The sequence below is a fragment of the Pseudophaeobacter arcticus DSM 23566 genome, assembly GCF_000473205.1.
Lineage (GTDB): Bacteria > Pseudomonadota > Alphaproteobacteria > Rhodobacterales > Rhodobacteraceae > Pseudophaeobacter > Pseudophaeobacter arcticus.
Genome location: NZ_KI421507.1, coordinates 2,876,820 through 2,896,970 on the forward strand (window position 1 = coordinate 2,876,820; position 20,151 = coordinate 2,896,970).

At 62.1% G+C, this 20,151-nt stretch carries 17 protein-coding genes; 7 read left to right on the forward strand and 10 right to left on the reverse strand.

What is annotated here, in order from left to right; translation table 11 throughout:
* Positions 1-135 precede the first annotated feature (135 nt).
* The 6 genes from ARCT_RS0118185 to ARCT_RS0118210 form a co-directional block, all read right to left on the reverse strand.
* Complete coding sequence (locus ARCT_RS0118185; RefSeq protein ID WP_027241348.1) at positions 136-2,151, reverse strand: M3 family metallopeptidase; 2,016 nt, start codon at positions 2,149-2,151, stop codon at positions 136-138.
* A 317-nt stretch (positions 2,152-2,468) separates the two neighbouring features.
* A complete protein-coding gene (locus ARCT_RS0118190) occupies positions 2,469-3,545 on the reverse strand; it encodes a HesA/MoeB/ThiF family protein (RefSeq protein WP_027241349.1) in 1,077 nt (358 codons plus the stop codon).
* A complete protein-coding gene (dut, locus tag ARCT_RS0118195; protein WP_027241350.1) occupies positions 3,545-4,000 on the reverse strand; it encodes a dUTP diphosphatase in 456 nt (151 codons plus the stop codon). Before dut ends, ARCT_RS0118190 begins: the two co-directional genes overlap by 1 nt.
* 94 nt (positions 4,001-4,094) lie before the next feature.
* Complete coding sequence (gene coaBC / locus ARCT_RS0118200; RefSeq protein ID WP_027241351.1) at positions 4,095-5,309, reverse strand: bifunctional phosphopantothenoylcysteine decarboxylase/phosphopantothenate--cysteine ligase CoaBC; 1,215 nt, start codon at positions 5,307-5,309, stop codon at positions 4,095-4,097.
* 162 nt (positions 5,310-5,471) lie between these two features.
* Positions 5,472-6,395, reverse strand: a complete 924-nt coding sequence (locus ARCT_RS26485) for a ChaN family lipoprotein (protein WP_240476337.1) — start codon at positions 6,393-6,395, stop codon at positions 5,472-5,474.
* A 62-nt stretch (positions 6,396-6,457) separates the two neighbouring features.
* The gene (locus ARCT_RS0118210; RefSeq protein WP_027241352.1) at positions 6,458-7,336 is read right to left on the reverse strand and encodes an RNA polymerase factor sigma-32; all 879 of its coding nucleotides are present in this window, start codon (positions 7,334-7,336) and stop codon (positions 6,458-6,460) included.
* Positions 7,337-7,502: 166 nt separating this feature from the next.
* Here ARCT_RS0118210 and cobU point away from each other — a divergent pair, with 166 nt between their 5' ends.
* The 4 genes from cobU (at position 7,503) to ARCT_RS0118230 (ending at position 11,248) form a co-directional block, all read left to right on the forward strand.
* Positions 7,503-8,150 (forward strand): bifunctional adenosylcobinamide kinase/adenosylcobinamide-phosphate guanylyltransferase, encoded by a 648-nt coding sequence (gene cobU / locus ARCT_RS0118215; protein WP_379574788.1) that lies wholly within the window; start codon positions 7,503-7,505, stop codon positions 8,148-8,150.
* On the forward strand, positions 8,147-8,728 hold the full coding sequence (locus ARCT_RS0118220; RefSeq protein WP_027241354.1) for a histidine phosphatase family protein: 582 nt from the start codon (positions 8,147-8,149) through the stop codon (positions 8,726-8,728). Before cobU ends, ARCT_RS0118220 begins: the two co-directional genes overlap by 4 nt.
* Positions 8,729-8,812: 84 nt before the next feature.
* Entirely contained in the window at positions 8,813-9,496 is a 684-nt protein-coding gene (locus tag ARCT_RS0118225; protein ID WP_027241355.1) for a glutathione S-transferase, read from the forward strand.
* Between the two features lie 243 nt (positions 9,497-9,739).
* Entirely contained in the window at positions 9,740-11,248 is a 1,509-nt protein-coding gene (locus ARCT_RS0118230) for a YifB family Mg chelatase-like AAA ATPase (protein WP_027241356.1), read from the forward strand.
* On the opposite strand, the gene ARCT_RS0118235 is transcribed toward ARCT_RS0118230, so the two are convergent.
* From ARCT_RS0118235 to rsmI, 4 genes are all read right to left on the reverse strand, one after another.
* Positions 11,237-12,145: an alpha/beta hydrolase fold domain-containing protein gene (locus ARCT_RS0118235; protein ID WP_036785131.1), complete on the reverse strand. Its 909-nt coding sequence runs from the start codon at positions 12,143-12,145 to the stop codon at positions 11,237-11,239. The genes ARCT_RS0118230 and ARCT_RS0118235 overlap by 12 nt on opposite strands.
* The gene (gene gshB, locus ARCT_RS0118240; RefSeq protein ID WP_027241358.1) at positions 12,145-13,080 is read right to left on the reverse strand and encodes a glutathione synthase; all 936 of its coding nucleotides are present in this window, start codon (positions 13,078-13,080) and stop codon (positions 12,145-12,147) included. The genes ARCT_RS0118235 and gshB overlap by 1 nt, the downstream gene beginning before the upstream one ends.
* Positions 13,081-13,164: 84 nt before the next feature.
* A complete protein-coding gene (locus ARCT_RS0118245) occupies positions 13,165-13,539 on the reverse strand; it encodes a YraN family protein (RefSeq protein ID WP_027241359.1) in 375 nt (124 codons plus the stop codon).
* 1 nt (position 13,540) lies between these two features.
* Complete coding sequence (rsmI, locus tag ARCT_RS0118250) at positions 13,541-14,398, reverse strand: 16S rRNA (cytidine(1402)-2'-O)-methyltransferase (protein ID WP_027241360.1); 858 nt, start codon at positions 14,396-14,398, stop codon at positions 13,541-13,543.
* Between the two features lie 86 nt (positions 14,399-14,484).
* On the opposite strand from rsmI, the gene ARCT_RS0118255 reads away from it, so the two are divergent.
* From ARCT_RS0118255 to murJ, 3 genes are read left to right on the forward strand one after another with little or no spacing between them, the layout of a single operon-like run.
* Positions 14,485-15,657 (forward strand): penicillin-binding protein activator, encoded by a 1,173-nt coding sequence (locus tag ARCT_RS0118255; protein WP_027241361.1) that lies wholly within the window; start codon positions 14,485-14,487, stop codon positions 15,655-15,657.
* Complete coding sequence (locus tag ARCT_RS0118260; protein ID WP_027241362.1) at positions 15,617-18,451, forward strand: [protein-PII] uridylyltransferase; 2,835 nt, start codon at positions 15,617-15,619, stop codon at positions 18,449-18,451. The genes ARCT_RS0118255 and ARCT_RS0118260 overlap by 41 nt, the downstream gene beginning before the upstream one ends.
* The gene (gene murJ, locus ARCT_RS0118265) at positions 18,448-20,037 is read left to right on the forward strand and encodes a murein biosynthesis integral membrane protein MurJ (RefSeq protein WP_027241363.1); all 1,590 of its coding nucleotides are present in this window, start codon (positions 18,448-18,450) and stop codon (positions 20,035-20,037) included. The genes ARCT_RS0118260 and murJ overlap by 4 nt, the downstream gene beginning before the upstream one ends.
* Positions 20,038-20,151 lie beyond the last annotated feature (114 nt).

Below are 20,151 nucleotides of genomic sequence, written 5' to 3' on the forward strand. Positions count from 1 at the left end.
TCCCCCCCCAAGGCTGCAAACACCGGCAACCAACACGGGCAATGGCAGGCCCCTCCCCCATTTCATCTTACAAAAAATACCTCGGGGGAGGTCGCAGACCGGGGGCAGCGCCCCCTCCCCGGCCCAGTCGTGTACCTAAGCTTCAACCAGCCCACGCCCTTTCAGCAGGGCTTCCACCCCGGGCAGGCGCCCCCGAAACGCGGTATACAGCTCTGCCGGATCCACCGATCCACCGGTAGACAGGATATAGGTCTCCAGCGCCCGGGCACGCTCGGGATCAAAGGCACCGCCCGCCTCTTCAAAGGCGGCAAAGGCATCCGCATCCATGACCTCGGACCACATGTAGCTGTAATAGCCGGAAGAATAGCCATCGCCAGAAAAGACATGGGCAAACTGTGGCGTCGCATGGCGCATGGTAATTGCCGCAGGCATGCCAATTTCAGCCAGGACCTCCGTCTGTTTTGCCATCACATCCTCAGGGGCCGCGCCCTCGTGAAAGGCCAGATCAACCAGGGCCGAGGCGACATATTCAACCGTCTGGAACCCCATATCATAGGTCGAAGCCCCAAGCACCTTGCGCAGCAGCTCTGGCGGCATGGCTTCGCCGGTCTCGGCATGGGTGGCAAATTCTCGCAAGACCTCGGGCACCTCCAGCCAATGTTCATAAAGCTGGCTGGGCAGTTCGACAAAATCACGAGCCACCGAGGTGCCGGAAATGCTCTCGTAGCTCACATTTGACAACATCTGATGCAGCGCATGGCCAAACTCGTGAAACAGGGTGCGGGCATCATCCCAGGACAACAGTGCCGGCTCCCCCTTGGCAAAGTTGCACACATTGATCACGATCGGGCTGGTCGCTATGGGGAAATTGGCCTGGGCGCGCATTGCAGAACACCAGGCACCAGAGCGTTTGGAGCCACGGGCAAAATAGTCGCCAATAAACACCGCCAGATGTTTGCCATCGCGGGTGACCTCCCAGGCGCGGCAATCCGCATGATAGAGCGGCACATCCAAAGGCGTGAACTCCAGGCCAAACAAACGATTGGCGCAGGCAAAGCTGGCCTCGATCATCCGGTCCAGTTGCAGATAGGGCTTCAGTTCCGCCTCATCGAGATCGTGCTCCACCCTGCGGCGTTTTTCCGCGTAATAGCGCCAGTCCCAGGGTTCCAGATCGCCGTTGATGCCATCCTCATGCATCATCTGCGCCAGGATGTCCGCATCCGCATTGGCGCGCGCCACGGCGGGCTGCCAAACATCCATCAACAGCCCGCGCACCGCTGCCGGAGTCTTGGCCATCTCGGTTTCCAGCTTGTAATCGGCAAAGCTGTCATAGCCCAACAGCGCCGCCCGTTCGGCCCGCAGCGAGAGGATCTCGGCAGCGATGGCACGGTTGTCCGTCTCGCCCCCATTGGCGCCACGGGCGGCAAAGGCGGCAAAGGCCTTTTGTCGCAGATCCCGGCGCGGTGAGAACTGCAGGAAGGGCGTGATGATCGAGCGTGACAGGGTCACCACCGGCCCGGAGGCGCCTTTTTCCGCGCCAGCGGCCCGCGCCGCATCCACTACAAACTGCGGCAGCCCTTCCAGATCCGCCTCGCCAAGCTCCAGTTGCCAGTCGCGCTCATCGGCCAATAGATTCTGGGTGAACTCGGTCCCAAGGGTCGCCAACCGGCTCTTGATCTCCTGCATGCGGGCATCGGCCTGCCCCTCCAGCGCAGCCCCCCCGCGCAGAAAGCCACGATGGGTGAGCATCAAAACCCGTTGCTGTTCGGCGGTGAGATCCAGGGTGTCGCGTTGATCCCAGACCTGTTTGATCCGCGTATAAAGCGCCTTGTTTGCCGTAATGGACGAAAAATGCGCCGCCAGTTTAGGGGAAAATGCCCGTTGCAGGGCCTGCCGCTCTGGATTGCTGTCGGCGCCCGCCACGGTGTAAAACACCGACAAGACCTGCTCCAGCGCCTGCACCGGCGTCTCCAGGGCCTCGATCACATTGGCAAATGTGGCCGGCTCTGGGTTCTCTGCAATTTCCTTGATCCAGGCCTGATGCTGCGCCAGAGCCTGATCCAGCGCGGGCGCAAAATCCGCATCGGTAATCTGATCAAAAGGGGCAATTTCAAAAGCGGTGTCCCAGGGGGCCAAGAGGGGGTTTGTCATCAAAGCGTTCTCCTTTGGGCAAAGGGTAACGATGAAGCGCCATGGCCGCAATCAAGCAAGGCCCTGCCCTTTGGTTTGACAGCAAGATCCCGCGAAAGAAAAAAAGGGGGGGCTCCCGCCAGCGCCAGCAGCATCAAAGATGCTGCCTTGCTGTTGGGCCCGGCCGCGCGCCAGGGCGCGCGGCGGCTGCGTCCAACAACATGGGCTGCGATACCAAAGGATATCCAGCTGGTATCAGGACCCTATCCATCTGGTATCGGGCGCCTAAAGGTCAGGATCAAAAACCTTGGGCCTCGAAACCTCAGAACTGGCCGAGATCAGACGGAAGCACCGCCTGAAACACCGTCGGACCCACAGCCGGACCCACAGACGGGACAATCCTCGCGCGGGGCCAGGCGGATTTTGCGGCTTTCGCCATAAAGCGCGTCATAGATCAGCATCTCGCCGCAAAGGGATGCGCCCGCACCGGTCAGCGCCTTGATCGCCTCTACCGCCATCATCGCGCCAACAACCCCCGGCAGCGGGCCAACCACGCCGGCCTGCGCACAGGAGGGCGCCAGCCCCTCGGCCGGGGCTGCGGGGAAGATACATTGATAGCAGGGGCCGCCCGATTTGGGGTGAAACAGGCTCAACTGGCCTTCCCACTGCGACAAAGCACCGGAAATCAGCGGCTTCCCCAGTTTCACCGCAGTCTCATTCACGAGGTAGCGGGTCTCAAAATTATCGGTCCCATCCAGGATCAGATCAAAATCGGCAAACAGATCCTCGGCGATATCCGCCGTCAGCCTGCGGTGAAAGGGGCGTACCTCGACATAGGGGTTTTGCGCCCGCATCGCCGCCTCGGCTGAGAAAACCTTGGGCATGCCGATATCCTGATCCCGGTGGATCACCTGCCGCTGCAGGTTGGCGTTTTCCACCTCATCGTCATCAATCACGCCGATCGTGCCAACGCCGGCGGCAGCCAGATATTGCAGGGCAGGCGCCCCGAGCCCGCCGGCCCCGATCACCAGAACCCTGGCCTGTTTCAGCTTCTTTTGCCCCGGTCCGCCTAGCTCGCGCAGCACGATGTGGCGGGCATATCGGTTCAGCTCGGTTTCAGAAAACAGGGAGGGAGGCTGTGACATCGGGCTGCCTTGTGATTGCGCACGGTTCTTGAGTTGAGAGATAATCCAGCCATAGCCCGCCGCCAAGAGGCCAAAACCGCCAAGGATCAGCCAGGGCATAGGCGATCCACCTGTTGCCTCGCGCAGATCATGGCCTTCGGGGAGGGTCAGTTGCAACAGCACAACGGCGACAAAAAGCACCGACAGCAAGCTGGCCCGCAGTGCGCGGCTCCAGCCCAGATAGGCACCGCCCCACCAGGTAAACGCCGCCAGAGCCAGAATGCGCAGCATCAGCGTTTGCCGGTGGAGCCAAAGCCACCGCTGCCGCGTTCAGACCCGGACAAGGCGTCAACCAGGGCAAACTGCGCCTGCAGCACCGGAGCCACAACCATCTGCGCGATGCGATCCCCATGGGCGATGGTGAAATCCGCCTCTCCGGCGTTCATCACAATCACCCCAAGCGGGCCACGATAGTCGCTGTCGATGGTGCCGGGGCTGTTTGGCAGGGTAATCCCATGTTTCAGCGCCAGCCCCGAACGCGGACGGATCTGCACCTCATAGCCCTGGGGGATCTCCAACCGCAGCCCCGTCGGCACCAGAGACCGGGCACCAGGGGCCAGGGTCAGACTGGCGCGATCCGGAAAATTGGCCCGCAGGTCCGCCCCGGCAGCCCCGACAGTTTCATAAGCGGGCAGAGGCAGGCTCTGATCTGCGCCCGCCTCATGGGTTACTTTGATCTCAACCATAAGGGCCTCATTCATTTGGATCGTGTCGTCATCGGGGTATGTTCTGGCGCTCGCGGCCTGGCATGGAGCACTGTCCTGGCGCGCCGTTCTGGGGTCAGCCCTCACCGTTCAGAGCTGCAGCAATACGGGCGGCCAGTCGGGCAGCAACCTCTGCCTTGCCCATGCGCGGCCATTCCTCCGCGCCCTGGTCGGAAATCAGAACCACCGCGTTCTCGGCCCCGCCCATGATGCCCGTGGCCGGTGAGACGTCATTGGCGACAATCCAGTCGCACCCCTTGCGCAGGCGCTTGGCAGTGGCGTTTTCCACCACATCATTGGTCTCGGCGGCAAAGCCAACCACCAGCGGTGGCCGCCCCTGCGCCATCCGCGACACGGTTTTCAGGATATCCGGGTTCTCGGCGAACTCCAGAACTGGCAGCCCGTCCTTTGATTTCTTCAGCTTGCGGTCCGAGGCACTGGCAACGCGCCAATCGGCAACAGCGGCCGCAAAGACCCCGGCATCCACCGGCAAGGCCGCCTGCACCGCCGCTTCCATCTCAAGCGCGCTTTGCACCGCCACGACCTCTACCCCCTCGGGGGGCCGGACCTCTGCAGGGCCCGTGATAAACACCACCTCCGCGCCCTGATCGCGCAGAGCACGGGCCAGCGCTGTCCCCTGCGCCCCGGAGGAGCGATTGGCGATATAGCGGACCGGATCAATGGGTTCATGCGTCGGTCCGGAGGTCACCAGGATACGGCGCCCGGCCAGGCTGCCCCGCGGCGCATCCGACCCCAGCTGCGCCGTGATGGCGGTCATGATTTCAGCTGGCTCTGCCAGTCGGCCAGGGCCAAATTCACCACAGGCCATGCCCCCCTCATTGGGGCCGACAAAATGCACCCCGTCGCCGTGCAGGGTTTGGATATTGCGCCGGGTTGCCGCATGTTCCCACATGCGCACATTCATCGCCGGGGCCAGCAGAACCGGCGTATCCGTTGCCAAAAGCAGGGTCGAGGCCAGATCATTGGCCAGACCATGCGCCATTTTTGCCATCAAATCCGCAGTGGCGGGGGCCACCACAACCAGATCAGCGCTGCGCGACAGCTGGATATGGCCCATTTCGGCCTCGGCGGTCAGGTCAAACAAATCCCGGTGCACCGCTGCGCCGGACAAAGCGGATACCGACAAAGGCGTGACAAATTCTTCGCCTGCACGGGTCAAAACCGGTGTCACACTGGCGCCCTGATCCTGCAGGCGCCGGATCAGCTCCAGTGATTTATAGGCCGCGATGCCGCCCCCAATGATCAGAAGAATTTTCTTTCCTGCCAGCATCTCGACTGCCCTTCATTAACCGGACTTGGCCACAAGCCCGCGGCAACCCTAGCCGCTGCAAGGGAAAGAGTGAAACGCTTTTGCCGCGCGGCAACACCTGCCCCCAAACCTGCCCCCAAATCCTGCTCCCGCCGTCACACACCCGGCGTCATTACAAATGTCCTATTCGGATTTGACAAAACCCAGGCAGGGATCGGGGCGCTCCATTGCCGGAGCCGAAAGCACAACATCAAAATGCCCCTGGATTGCCCCCTCTTCCATCTGCCCCAGCGCGCGGATCACCACGCCGGGCAGGGCGCGCTCCAGATAGACCGCAAGACCCCGGTCCAGCCGGGCATGTCCATTTCCGGTGATCACCACCACCGGGCCGCCGGTCTGATCCAACGCCCGTTTTGCGGCAGCGGCAAGGCTGGCGTCCCGCAACCGTTGGACATCAACCAACATGGGCAAGATCTCTTCCGGCACGGCGTTGCAATGATTGGACATCTGCTCCGCTTCGCGCCCGGCCTGCTCTGCTTTGGGCAGCGGCTGATCCAGCCCAAACTGCTGGGCCTGCGCACCAAAATGGCTGGCGACCCCAACCTGCAAGGCTGCTTTGGATTGCGCGCGCGGCACCAGGGCGCCAAAATGCAGCGCCTGCGCAGCCGCCTTGAACACCGGTGCATAAAGGGCAAAATCGGGCCAACCAGAGGCTTGCCAGTCCAACGCCCGGGCGGTCTCTTCTGCATTTTGCAGGATCCGCGGCTTCAGCCCATCGGCCTGCACCTGCGTGATCATCTCCCAGATCAGAGCCCTGGGCTGCAGCGCTGTGACCAGGTCGGCCTGCACCTGATGGTGCCTTTTGTTGTCATGCACCTCGCCGAGGATGATCACATCCGCCCCGGCCAGAACATCCGCGACCTGAGCCACTGTTTGTGCATGAACCGCAGGATGTGCATGAACCGCAGCCGCTGCGCCCTCTGCCCTGGCCCCTGCTGTCAGGCCCGTTGTCAGGCCCGTGGCCAGACCTGTTGCCAAAACCGCTGCCGCGCTGATCCGCACAGTTCGCCTGATCACAGTCCACCAGATCACAGTCCACCTGATCACGGCATGGCAAATCAAGGCAGTCACCCGACCACCAAGGTATCCGACTAAAAAACTAAGCTTTCTCATAAAAGCAGTTTGTGCACTTCCCGTGAGCGGCTATCAAGCATTTTTCTCATTTTCACAAAGGCCGCCGCCTCCAGCTGGCGCACCCGCTCTTTTGACAGGCTCAGCTCGCAGCCCAGATCCTCCAGGGTGCGCGGTGGGCTGCGTAATTTGCGCGCCACCACGATCCGCTGTTCGCGCCCGGTCAGGGTCTGCATCGCCTGCACCAGCCAGCCGCGCAGCTTGCGGCGATCATGGTTCCACTCGGCCAATTCTGCTGCCTGGGCGCTGTCATCCTCCAGGATCTCGATCCATTCCCGCCCGTCAGGCTCGCTCGACTGCACCGCATTGAGCGAAAAATCACTCCCCGACAGGCGGCCATCCATCATTTCAACATCCCGGATAGGCACGCCGATCTCGGAGGCAATTTTCTGATGCAACTGATGTTTGTCCAGCCGCAGCCCCTGTGTGTCGGCCTGCCGTTCCAGCTGCGCCTGCACCCGGCGCAGGTTAAAGAACAGCGATTTCTGCGACGAGGTGGACCCCGTGCGCACCATCGACCAGTTGCGCATTACATAGTCCTGCACCGAAGCCTTGATCCACCAGACCGCATAGGTCGAAAACCGCACCCCACGGTCTGGGTCGAACTTATCCGCTGCCTTCATCAACCCCAGGCCCGCCTCCTGGATGAGATCATTCATCGGGGCGCCGTAACGTTTGAATTTCACCGCCATCGAAATTGCCAGCCGCATATAGGCATTGATCAGCCGGTGCAGCGCCTCGACATCGCCGTCATCCCGCCAGGCATACGCCAGCCGTTTCTCTGTTTCTGCATCCAGCAGCTCTGCCTTCATCGCCGTCTTGGACAATGGGTTTTTTGTGATATGGTCAAGCGTCATTGTTCCCTCCGGGCTCAGATCGTCTTGCAAAACGGCGCATATCAGGGCGTAGCAATGCGTTGACCTCAGATATGGCCGGGTAACCGCCTCTCCGCAGCGCGGTGCCACGGCACAGTCTCGAAATGTGCCCCTCTGATCTGTCACCAGAACACTGGCCATCTCTGTCATGAGAGCACTGGCCATCGCGCAAATTGGTAGGCCAGCAAGCGGCACGGGTGCTGGCTGCCCTCTTGTTTTGGGCCTCTCCAGCAGGTACGCACAAAAGCGAAACCGTTCACCACCAAGGGTAAAGAACTTGTCGCCATCTGTCACATTCATTCTGGGCGGCGCCGCTTCGGGAAAGTCCAAATTTGCCGAAAATCTTTGCTTTAAATCAGCAAAATCAAAAAGTTACATCGCAACATCACAAGTATTTGATGATGAGATGAAAGCGAAGGTCGCAGCCCATTTGCGGCAACGCGGAACAGATTGGACCACCTATGAGGAACCTCTGGAGGCCGCAACACTGTTGCATCAGCTGCCCGGGGATCACATCTGCCTGCTGGACTGCGCCACCATGTGGCTGACCAATCACCTTTTGGCGGAACACGATCTGGCAGCGGCCCAGGCCAAACTGCTGGACGCCATCAAGGCCTGCCCGGCGGAGCTGGTGATCGTCTCCAATGAGGTGGGTCTTGGGATTGTGCCGGAAAATGCCCTGGCGCGCCGGTTCCGCGAGGCCCAGGGGCGGCTCAACATTGCGCTGGCTGCCAGCGCCGATACTGTGGTGCAGGTCACCGCCGGGCTGCCACTGGTTTTGAAAGGCCAGCTATGAAATCTCGCCTGTTTCTTGTCCGCCATGGTCCCACCCATGCCAAAACCATGGTCGGCTGGTCGGATCTGCCCGCAGATCTAACGGATACCGCTGCCCTGTCGCGACTGGAGGCGGCTTTGCCAGCCGAAGCCCTGGTGGTGTCCTCAGATCTGATCCGCGCCGTGGAGACCGCCACGGCGGTTCAGGGCAACCGCCAGCGCCTGCCCCATATGCCAGCCCTGCGCGAAATCCATTTTGGCGACTGGGAGCTGCGCAGTTGGAAAGAGATCGACGCCGAAGATCCCAGCCGCATTCGCGCCTATTGGGAGAGCCCCGGCGATACCACCCCACCGGGCGGTGAAAGCTGGAATGAGGTCTGCGCCCGGGTCAACGATGCAATCGACAGCCTGCTCGCCGACCATGCCGGGCGCGATCTGGTGATTGTCGGCCATTTTGGCCAGATCCTGACGCAGATCCAGCGGGCAGAGGGCCTCAGCGCTGAGGCCGCTTTTTCGCACCGTATTGACAACCTGTCGGTCAGTGAGCTGTCCTATGGGCCAGAGGGCTGGCGCAGCGGTGCGCTCAACCAGCTTATTTAGAGCCATCAAATAATCAATATTTGTGACTTATTCCCCCACAAATATTCGATTTATGAATACCCATCGAGTTGCTAGCGTCCTCCCATGACGTATGAACTCTATATTGGTGATCGCATGTATTCCAGTTGGTCGTTGCGCGGCTGGCTCATGCTCGAAAAATTTGCAATCCCGCATAACATCCATCTGGTGGGTCTCTACGCGGGCACGATGGCGCAGGATATGGCGCATCTGGCCCCTGCCCGCCTGGTGCCGACGCTCAAGACCGACCAGGGGCTGGTGATTGGCGAGAGCCTCGCCATGGGGGAAACCCTGGCCGAGCACTTTCCCACAGCCGGGCTTTGGCCCAGGGTGCCGGATCAACGCGCCACAGCGCGCTGGCTAGTGAGCGAAATGGTGGCCGGGTTTTCCGCCCTGCGCGGCGATTGCCCGATGCAGCTCTCCCATGTCTGGACAGGGTTCACCCCCTCCCAGGCGGTGCTGGCCGATCTTGCACGGATCGAAGAGCTTTTTGCCCATGCCCGCAAAATCTCTGGCGCCCAGGAGGGGTATCTCTTTGGCAGCTACTCGCTGGCAGAGGTGTTCTACACCCCGGTGGCCGCACGGATCATTGGCTATGACCTGCCGGTTTCTGCCGCGACGCGGGCCTATTGCGAGTTGCTGCTGTCGGATCCTGCGGTGCTCAAATGGCAGGCCCTCGCGCGCGAGGTCACCTATGACCCCGAGCCCTACCTTCAGGATCTGGACCGGGCGGCCTGGCCTATCGGCTAGTCCTGCCCTCCCTTTGACCCGCCCGGACACCTGCCCGGACATCTGCCAACTTTCCCTCAAGTCCTGATTTCCCGCCTGCCCTGATTTCCCGCAAGCCTGACCCTAAACAATGGCCAAAGCGGCCAAAAGCGTAAAGCTTGCGGGAAATCAGCGCAAAAAGCGCCAGATACCACCGGACCAATGCAGACTCCGATACCACGGAGCCTATGGTTTTTCCTTGTTTGATCAAGGGAATGGAATGGCATGATCAGCCGTGCAAACACAGTTGCCTTTCACGGCATAGATGCACGTCCCGTTGAGGTGCAATGCTCCCTGGTGGCTGGCCTGCCTGCCTTTGCCATCGTCGGCCTGCCGGACAAGGCAGTGTCAGAAGCGCGCGAGCGGGTGCGCGCTGCCTTTGCCTCCATGTCGATTGCCCTGCCCGCCAAGCGGATCACCGTCAATCTTTCGCCGGCCGATCTGCCCAAGGAAGGCAGTCATTTTGATCTCCCCATCGCCCTGGCCCTGCTCGCCGCCATTGGTCTCATCCCGCCCGATGCGGTGGCGCAAACCGTTGCTTTGGGAGAGCTGTCACTGGACGGCATGTTGATGCCTGTCACCGGCGCCCTGCCCGCCGCGATGAGGGCCGCTGCCACGGACCGGCATCTGCTCTGCCCCAAAGCCTCCGCAGCCGAGGCCGCCTGGGCCGGCGATGCGCTGGTCATAGGCGCGGCCAGCCTGACCGAAGTTGTGCGCCATTTTACCGGCGAGATGCCGCTCGCCCCGGCCCGCCCCGGTGAGATGCGCAGCGACCCCATGCGGCGCGATCTGCGCGACATCAAAGGCCAGGAACAGGCCAAGCGCGCCCTGGAGATCGCGGCGGCCGGGCGCCATCACCTGCTGCTTGTCGGCCCGCCCGGCTCCGGGAAATCCATGCTGGCGGCCCGGCTGCCGTCGATCCTGCCGCCGCTAACCCCGGCCGAGGCGCTGGAGACCGCGATGATCCAGTCCCTCTGTGGCCTCATCGACGAAGGGGGCATCAATCGCAGCCGCCCCTTTCGCGAACCCCATCACACCGCCTCGATGGCGGCCATCGTTGGCGGCGGCAGGCGGGCGCAACCCGGTGAGATCAGCCTGGCCCACAATGGCGTGTTGTTTCTGGATGAACTGCCCGAATTCAATCGCGCCGTGCTGGAGACCCTGCGCCAGCCGCTGGAGGCCGGCGAGGTGATGATTGCGCGGGCCAATGCCCATATCCGCTACCCCAGCCGGTTTATGCTGGTGGCGGCGGCCAACCCCTGCAAATGCGGCTACCTTGCCGATGCCGCCCGCGCCTGTGCCCGGGCTCCGGGCTGTGGCGAGGACTATCTGGGGCGCATTTCCGGCCCGATGCTGGACCGGTTTGATCTGCGTATCGAGGTGCCGCCCGTAGCCTATAAGGATCTGGACCTGCCCGCCGCCGATGAGGGCTCATCCGAGGCGTCGCAGCGGGTGGCACTTGCCCGCGAAATACAGGCCGCGCGCTATAGCGACCTGCCCGAGGTCTGGCAAAACGCAGATGCCGAAGGTCCGGTGCTGGAGCAGGCAATCGCATTGACCGATGCCAGCCGCCAGCTGTTGCAGCGCGCTGCGGAACAATTCGGCCTATCGGCGCGCGGCTATCACCGGGTGATGCGCGTTGCCCGCACCATTGCCGACCTCGCCTGCCGTGATCAGGTTGAACGCCCACATCTGGCCGAAGCGCTGAGCTTCCGCCTGCCGCTAATCGGCTGAGGCCGCGCCAAAGGCCCTGTTCGCAAAAGCTGCGGCCTCTGTTAGTGCCGCCTGGCCCTCGGGCAGCATCCCTGCCAGAAACTGCCAGACATGGGGCACATCCTGCCAGATCTTCAAATGCACCTCACCGCCCGCCGCCAGCAGCCGCGCGGCCATGCGATCCGCATCTGATCGCAGCACTTCACCGTCGCCAACCTGGATCAGCACCGGCGGCGGATTGGGGAAATCGGCAAACAGCGGCGAGGCGCGCGCATCTGTCGGCTCGGCACCGGCGAGGTAAAGATCAACCGCCTCCTGCATCCGTGCCGTGGGGATGATGGCATCCCGGTGCCGATTACCCTGAACGCTGGCGCCGCTCAGCGTCAGATCGCACCAGGGAGAAAACGCCACCAGCCCGGCAGGGCGCTCCTGCTCTGACAGCAGTTGGGCAAGCAGCGCCAGCGCCAAGCCCCCCCCGGCACTGTCACCGGCCAGGAGGATATCGCGGGCAGCATATCCGGTCTGGCGCAGATGGCGCCAGCAGGCCAGCGCGTCGTCAAAGGCGGCGGGAAACGGAGCCTGCTGCATCAGTCGGTAGTCCGGGATCAGGATCTCTGTCGCACAGGCATGCGACAGGCGCGACAGCATGCCCTGATAGCTGCGCGCACTGCCAGCCAGATAGGCACCGCCATGCAGAAACAAAATGACCCGCCCTGGCTGGGTCCTGCCCTGTGAGAGCAAATATAGTGGCACCGGCCCCGGGCGGCGCTGAAAGCGGGTCAGCGGCAGCGCCGGGCTGAGCACAGGCGCCAGCCATTCAAAGCTGCGCCGTGCCAAATCGGGATTTCCAGCCCGCTGCAGCACAGGCTTCACCGCATAGCGCATCCATGCATTGACGGCCCGGCGCTGCCAGCTCATCAGCTGATTTTGGCCTCAATCGCCTGCCAGATCTTCTCGGCGATATTCACCCCGTCAAAGCGTTCCAACTCCTGGATACCGGTGGGTGAGGTCACGTTGATTTCGGTCAGATAGTCGCCGATCACGTCGATGCCGACAAAGATCTGGCCCTTTTCCTTCAACAGCGGCCCGATAGCGGCACAGATTTCCAGATCACGCTCGGTCAGGCCGATCTTTTCAGGGCGTCCCCCCACATGCATGTTCGAGCGCGTCTCGCCCGCCGCAGGCACCCGGTTGATCGCCCCGACAGGGTCGCCGTCGACCAGGATCACCCGCTTGTCGCCATTGCTGACATCGGGCAGAAACTTCTGCACAATCAACGGCTCGCGGCTGAAACCGGTGAACAGCTCGTGCAAAGAGGCGAGGTTGCGGTCATTGGCATCCAGCCGGAACACCCCGGCGCCGCCATTGCCATAGAGCGGTTTGAGAATGATATCACCATGGCGCGCCTTGAAGGCCTTGATGGTGTCCAGATCGCGGGCAACGGCCGTGGGGGGCGTCAGATCGGGGAAATCCAGAACCAACAGTTTTTCCGGGTAATTGCGTACCCAGAAGGGATCATTCACCACCAGGCAGTCGCCTTTCAGGCGGTCCAGCAGGTGGGTCGAGGTGATATAATGCATGTCAAAGGGCGGATCCTGCCGCAGCCAGATCACGTCAAAATCGGCCAGATCAACTTCGCGCATCTCCCCCAGGATAGCGGGCGTCCCGGCGACCCGCTGCACGGTCATGTCCTGGCCGCGCGCGGTGATCTTGCCCTCCTGATAGGCGAGCTGATCGGGCAGGTAGAAAAACAGCTCATGGCCCCGCGCCTGCGCTTCTTCCGCCAGGCGAAAGCTGCTGTCGGCGTTGATGTCCACACCCATAATCGGGTCCATCTGAAAGGCAATTTTCATGGCAGTTTCCCTTTTGCTTTCGCCATAGATGACGCAGCCGGGAGCGAGGTTCAATATGCCATGTTCAAATTGCTGCGGCCGGGATCATCCCTGACCATAGGCGTTTTCCAGGATCTCAACCTCGCCGCCGCCAAAGACCAGCACCACATCAATGCGCGCCTCACTCAGACTGCCGCTGGGTTCCTGCTCCAGAAACAAGGCAGCTGAGGCCTGCACCCGGCGCATTTGTCGTGGTGTGATCCGCGAGAGCGCCGCCTCATAGCTGGGACCGGTCTTGACCTCGGCAAAGACCAGGAGCGCGCCTTTGCGCAGGATCAGGTCGATCTCTCCTGCCGCCCCGCGCCAGCGCTGCTCAACCAGGGCATAGCCCAGCGCCGCATAGGCGCGCGCCGCCTGCTCCTCAGCCGCAGCCCCCGCAAGATGCGCGCGCAATCCGGTAGAGGCAGGTGGCTTGGGCATCTCAGCTCTCTTTGGCCAGTTTCAGCGCCATCTGGTAGACCTTGCGGCGCGGCATCTCATGCGCCTCAGAAACAATGGCGGCGGCATCTTTCACCGAGTTGTCGACCAGGGCGGCCCGCAGGTCGCTTTCGATGTCGCCATCGCTTGCCGCCACCTCCGAGGCCCGGTCCACCAGCACGACAATTTCGCCCTTCACCGGTTTTTCCTCCAGGCTGGTGGCCAGTTCGGCCAAGGGCAGGCGACGCACCTCTTCGAATTTTTTGGTCAACTCGCGGCACAGGGCCGCCGGGCGATTGCCCAACACCTCTGCCATATCCGCAACCGAAGCTGCGATCCGTTTGGGGGATTCGTAAAAGGCCAGAGTGCCGGGAATCGCCGCGACCTCCTCCAGCCGTTTGCGCCGTGCCCCGCTGGCATTGGGTAAAAAGCCCGCAAAAAAGAAAGCATCGGTCGGCAATCCCGCCAGCGCCAGGGCCGTGGTTACAGCCGTTGCACCGGGGGCGGAGGTCACCAGATGCCCCGCCTCCGAGGCGGCTTTGGACAGGCCATAACCAGGATCGGCGATCAGTGGCATGCCCGCTTCGGAGGCATAGGCAACCGATTTTCCGGCTGCCAGCGCAGCCAGCAATTTGCTGCGTGCACCCACTCCGCTATGATCATGGTAGGCGATCACCTGCCGCTCCCGCATCGGCACGCCGTGGATTTCCATCAGGCGGCGCAGCGAGCGGGTGTCTTCGGCGGCGATCAGATCCGCCGAGGCCAGCACATCCAGCGCCCGCAGCGTGATGTCGCGCGCCGTGCCCAGAGGTGTTGCCACAAAATACAGTCCCGGCAACAAATTGACGATCTGATGATTCACGCTGGACCCGCCTTTTTGGTCGTTTATTATCCCCCCAGAACCAACACGGCGCACGCGCGCCGGACAAGGGGAGTTACAAGTCCATTATGTTTGCTGTTTTCAAACGGGCCCGCAAGGCAACTTTGTCTGCAATCGCCGCGATTTCCACATTTGCACTCGCCGCCTGCGATCCGATTGCGATCGGCGGCGGACCCACAATCAATACATCCAAACCCGTTCCCGTCGCGCTGCTGGTGCCGCGCGGCTCCGCCCAGTCTGGCGACTCGGTGCTGGCGCAAAGCCTGGAGAACGCTGCCCGTCTGGCGATTGCCGATCTGCAGGGCGTGCAGATTGACCTGCGCATCTATGACACGGCTGGTGATCCGACCCGTGCCGCCGCCGCCGCCACAGAGGCGGTGAATGCCGGCGCGCGGATCATTCTGGGCCCTGTCTACGCCGAAGCCGCCAATGCCGCCGGGATCGCCGCCGCCCGCAAGGGCGTCAATGTCCTGGCCTTCTCCAACACCACCTCGATTGCGGGCGGCAACGTCTTTATTCTGGGGCCAACCTATGACAACACCGCCCGCCGCCTGACCGCCTATGCCAAAGCGCAGGGCAAAAACAACATCCTGATTGCAGGCGGCAACAACGCTTCAGGCCTGGCCGGCCAGACCGCGATCCGCAACGCTGCGGCCCAGTCCGGTGTGAATATTACCAGCAGCATTGGCTACGAGCTGTCGCAAAAAGGTGTCATCAACGCCATTCCGCAAATCCGCTCCGCGACAGGCAGCGGTGGCGTGGACGCGCTGTTCCTGACCGCCACGACTGCCGGAGCGCTGCCGCTGCTGACCCAATTGCTGCCCGAAGCCGGGGTCAAACCCACCGACGTGCAATATATTGGCCTCACCCGCTGGGACGTTCCCGCCCAGACCCTGGCGCTGCCAGGGGTACAGGGCAGTTGGTTTGCCATGCCCGACCCCGGCAAGGCCCGCGGTTTCCGTGATCGCTATGAGGCCACCTATGGCAATGCACCACATTCCATTGGTGGGCTGGCCTACGATGGGATTGCCGCAATTGGCGCTCTGGTCGGAGCCGGCAAAGCGGATGCTCTGACGGCAGCGGCGCTGACCCAGGGTGCAGGATTCCAGGGCACCAGCGGTATCTTCCGTCTGCGCCCCGATGGCACCAATGACCGTGGCTTGGCCATTGCAACGATTCAAGAACAGAAGGTAGTCATCATTGACGCAGCCCCCAGCAGCTTCTCCGGCGCAGGATTCTGATCCTGCCCGGACTGCCCACCGCGATCAGCCCGAAGCCACGTCCCCCTCTGGGCTGATCTGCGATGCTTCCGCCATTTTCAACCTCGCTGAGGTCCAGGCCCAGATTGCAGCCCTGGCCAAAGAGGTCGAGCCAGATGGCTTGCGCGCTGAAACCGTTGCCCTGCTGCGCGAGGCCAACAAGCAGGGCCGCGCCGTCATTGCAGAGGCCTTTGCCGAGGCGCCTTTTGCCGCCCGTGCCCTGACCAAATCCTACAGCTATCTGACCGATGGGCTGGTGTTGACGGCCTTTCATGTGGCCACCAGCTATCTGCACCCGGTTGGCTCGCCGACCTCGGGGGAGCGGATCGCCCTGATCGCGGTGGGTGGCTATGGCCGCGGCGAGATGGCGCCGTTTTCAGACGTCGATCTGATGTTCCTCACCCCCTATAAGATCACCGCCTGGGCGGAGAGCCTCATTGAATCGATGCTCTATATTCTCTGGGATCTGCGGCTCAAGGTGGGGCACTCCAGCCGCACGATCAAGGATTGCATCCGGCTTGGGACGGACGATTACACCATCCGGACCGCGATGTTGGAACAGCGGTTCCTGGCCGGAGATCACGACCTCGCAGATGAGCTGGAGGCCCGGCTGAGGTCCGAGCTGTTTTCCCGCGATGCCCAGGATTTTATCGAAGCAAAACTGACCGAGCGCGACGAACGCCATTCCAAACAGGGCCAGCGCTATATGGTTGAGCCCAACGTCAAAGAGGGCAAAGGCGGGTTGCGTGATCTGCAATCGCTCTACTGGATCGCCAAATATGTCTACCAGGTGCAGGATGTTGCCGATCTGGTCCCCCTCGGGCTGTTCACCCCGGAGGAGCTCGACACGTTTTCCACCGCCGCCAACTTCCTTTGGGCGGTGCGCGCGCATCTGCATCTGGCCACCAATCGCCCGACCGAGCAGCTCAACTTTGATTTGCAGGTCGAGATCGCCAACCGCATGGGCTACACGGATCGCGCCGGGCGGCGCGGCGTTGAAATCTTCATGCAGGAGTATTTCCGCCATGCCACAACCGTGGGCGATCTGACCCGGATCCTGCTGACCAAACTTGAGGCCAGCCAGCAAAAAAGCGCCCCCCTGCTGGAGCGTATTTTCCGCCGTCGCCCAAAAATGAAACCTGACTACAAGGTCATTCACAACCGGCTGGATCTGGTAGACCCCAAAACCTTTCTCGACAACAAATTGAACCTGCTGAGGATCTTTGAAGAGGCGCTGCGCACCGGCATGTTGATCCACCCGGATGCCATGCGGCTGGTCACCGCCAATCTGGATCTGATCGACGAGGATATGCGCAACGACAAGGAAGCCCAGAGGATCTTCCTTGATCTGCTGTTGAAACATGGCAATCCAGAACGGGCTCTGCGCCGGATGAACGAGCTTGGTGTGCTTGCGGCCTTTATCCCCGAATTTGAGCCCATCGTGGCGATGATGCAATTCAACATGTATCACTCTTATACCGTGGATGAGCACACCATTCAGGTGATCTCCAACCTCACCGCCATCGAGAAGGGCGAGCTGGAAGAAGAGCTGCCGCTGTCGTCGGAGGTGATCCGCAAGGGCATCGACCGCAAGATTCTGCTGGTGGCCATGCTGCTGCATGACATCGGCAAGGGGCGTGAGCTGGATCACTCCATCCTTGGCGCCCAGATTGCCCGCAAAGTCGCCCCCCGCCTGGGGCTGAACAAGGACGATAGCGAGACGGTGGAATGGCTGGTGCGCAATCACCTGCTGATGTCGGACATGGCGCAAAAGCGCGATATTGCCGACCCGCGCACCGTGCGCGGCTTTGCCAAGGCGGTGAAGTCGGTCAAGCGGCTGGATCTTCTGTTGGTGCTGACGGTCTGCGACATTCGCGGCGTTGGTCCGGATACCTGGAACAACTGGAAGGCCGCGCTGCTGCGCGCACTCTACAACCAGACCCGCGAGGCGCTGGACAATGGCATGGAGGCGCTGAACCGCGCGCACCGGGGGGCTGCCGGCAAAAAGGCGCTGCGCGCCGCTCTGCCCGATTGGTCCAAGGCGGATCTTAAACGCGAAACCGGGCGCCACTATGATCCCTATTGGCAGGGGCTGCATGTCACCGCCCACGTCGAATTTGCCGAAATGCTCAAAGAGCTTGAAGACAAGGACGACGCCGCTGGAATTGTCATCCGGCTGTTTCCCGATGACGACCGCGACGCGACGCGCGCCTGTTTTGTCATGGCCGATCACCCCGGCATTTTTGCCCGTGTCTCTGGCGCCCTGGCGCTGGTGGGGGCCAATGTCGTCGACGCCCGCAGCTATACCACCAAGGATGGCTATGTGACGGATGCCTTCTGGATTCAGGATGCGGATGGCCACCCGTTTGAGGCCTCCCGGCTGCCGCGGCTGAACCAGATGATCCTCAAGACTCTCAATGGAGAGGTGATCACCGGCGCGGCGCTGGAGACCCGCGACAAGTTCAAAAAACGCGAGAAGGCCTTTAAGGTGCCCACCCATATCATCTTTGATAATGAGGGCTCCGAGATCTACACCATCATCGAGGTCGACACGCGCGATCGCACCGGGCTGCTTTATGATCTGGCCCGCACCCTTGCCGGCGCCAATGTCTATATCGCCAATGCGGTCATTGCGACCTACGGCGAACAGGTGGTCGATACCTTCTACGTCAAGGATATGTTTGGCTTGAAATACCACAGCAAATCAAAGCAGGATTTCCTGGAGCGCAAACTGCGCGAGGCGATCTCCGAAGGATCCAAACGGGCGCAATCATGAAACCGGTAAAATTGCTGTCGGGCTTTATGACGGTTGGCTTTTGGACCCTGGCCAGCCGCATCCTGGGATTCGCCCGCGATATCATGATCGCCAGTTTCTTAGGCACTGGCCCGGTGGCCGAGGCCTTTCTGGTGGCCTTTAGCCTGCCCAACATGTTCCGTCGCTTCTTTGCCGAGGGCGCCTTTAACACCGCCTTTGTACCGCTGTTTTCCAAAAAGCTGCAAAAGAACGAAGATCCCGTCGGCTTTGCCCGCGATGCGCTGACGGGCCTGGCGACGGTGCTGATCGTCTTTACCCTAGTGGCGCAGCTGGTGATGCCCTGGCTGGTTCTGGCCATGGCCAGCGGCTTTCGCAATGATGCGCGTTTTGATCTGACGGTTGATTTTGGCCGTATCACCTTTGCCTATATCCTGTTTATCTCGCTGGCGGCGCTGCTTTCAGGGGTGCTCAATGCCTCGGGGCGGTTTGCGGCGGCGGCAGCGGCGCCTGTGTTGCTCAACATCGTGCTGGTTGGCGCCCTGTTGCTGGGGGAGAGCGGCCTGGTAGACGCCTTTCTTCCCGCCAGCCGCCCCGATTTGCCTGGGTTTTCCCAGGGCACCCTGCTGGTCTGGGCCACGCTGCTGGCCGGGGTGGCACAGATGGCCCTGGTCTGGATTGCCGCCAGCCGGGCGGGGTATCGCCTGACCCCACGTCGGCCACGGCTCACGCCGGATCTCAAGCGTCTGGCGGTGATTGCCGCGCCTGCCATGCTGGCCGGCGGGGTGGTGCAGATCAACCTGTTGGTCGGACGTCAGGTCGCCAGTTTCTTTGACGGGGCCATTGCCTGGCTCAGCTATGCGGACCGGCTGTATCAGCTGCCCCTCGGTGTGGTGGGCATCGCCGTCGGCATCGTCTTGCTGCCCGACCTGTCCCGTCGGTTGGCTGCCGGGGATGCCGCCGGGTCGCAAAACGCCTTCAGCCGCGCCGGAGAGATCTCCCTGGCGCTGACCATTCCCTCGGCCATCGCGCTGGTGGCCATTCCCCTGCCGCTTGTGTCGGTCTTGTTTGAGCGCGGCGCCTTTTCTTTTGCCGACAGTCAGGCCACGGCCCTGGCGGTGGCCATCTATGGTCTGGGGCTGCCCGCCTTTGTACTGCAAAAGGTGCTGCAGCCGCTCTATTTTGCCCGCGAAGACACCCGCACCCCGTTCCGCTTTGCGCTGAACGCCATGGTGGTCAACGCCCTGGTGGCCATTGCTGGCGCGGCGCTGCTTGGCTTTATCGGTGCTGCCATCGGCACCACGGTGGCCGGCTGGGCCATGGTCTGGCAACTGGCGCGCGGCACCGGAGAGATGGGGCAAAGTGCCCGGTTTGATGCAAGGTTCAAGCAGCGGATCTGGCGTATCCTGGTGGCCTCCGTGCTGATGGGAGCCCTGCTTTGGGGCGCCGCCCTGGCGCTGGAGCCCTGGCTGTTCAGCGCCAGCATCCGCTATCCGGCGCTGGCATTCTTGGTGGCGCTTGGCATCTTCAGCTATTTTACCATCGGTGCCGGTATTGGCGCATTCCGGCTGTCTGATTTCACAGCCAGCCTGCGTCGCAGCAAGGGCTGAGACGCCGCGCAGCCTCTCCCCCCGGCCCCCTCGCAAACCTCATGCGCAACCGCGCCGCGCCTCAGCGCGGCGCCCGGCCCAACGGGATGCGACATTGTTAAATGTCGCGAGACG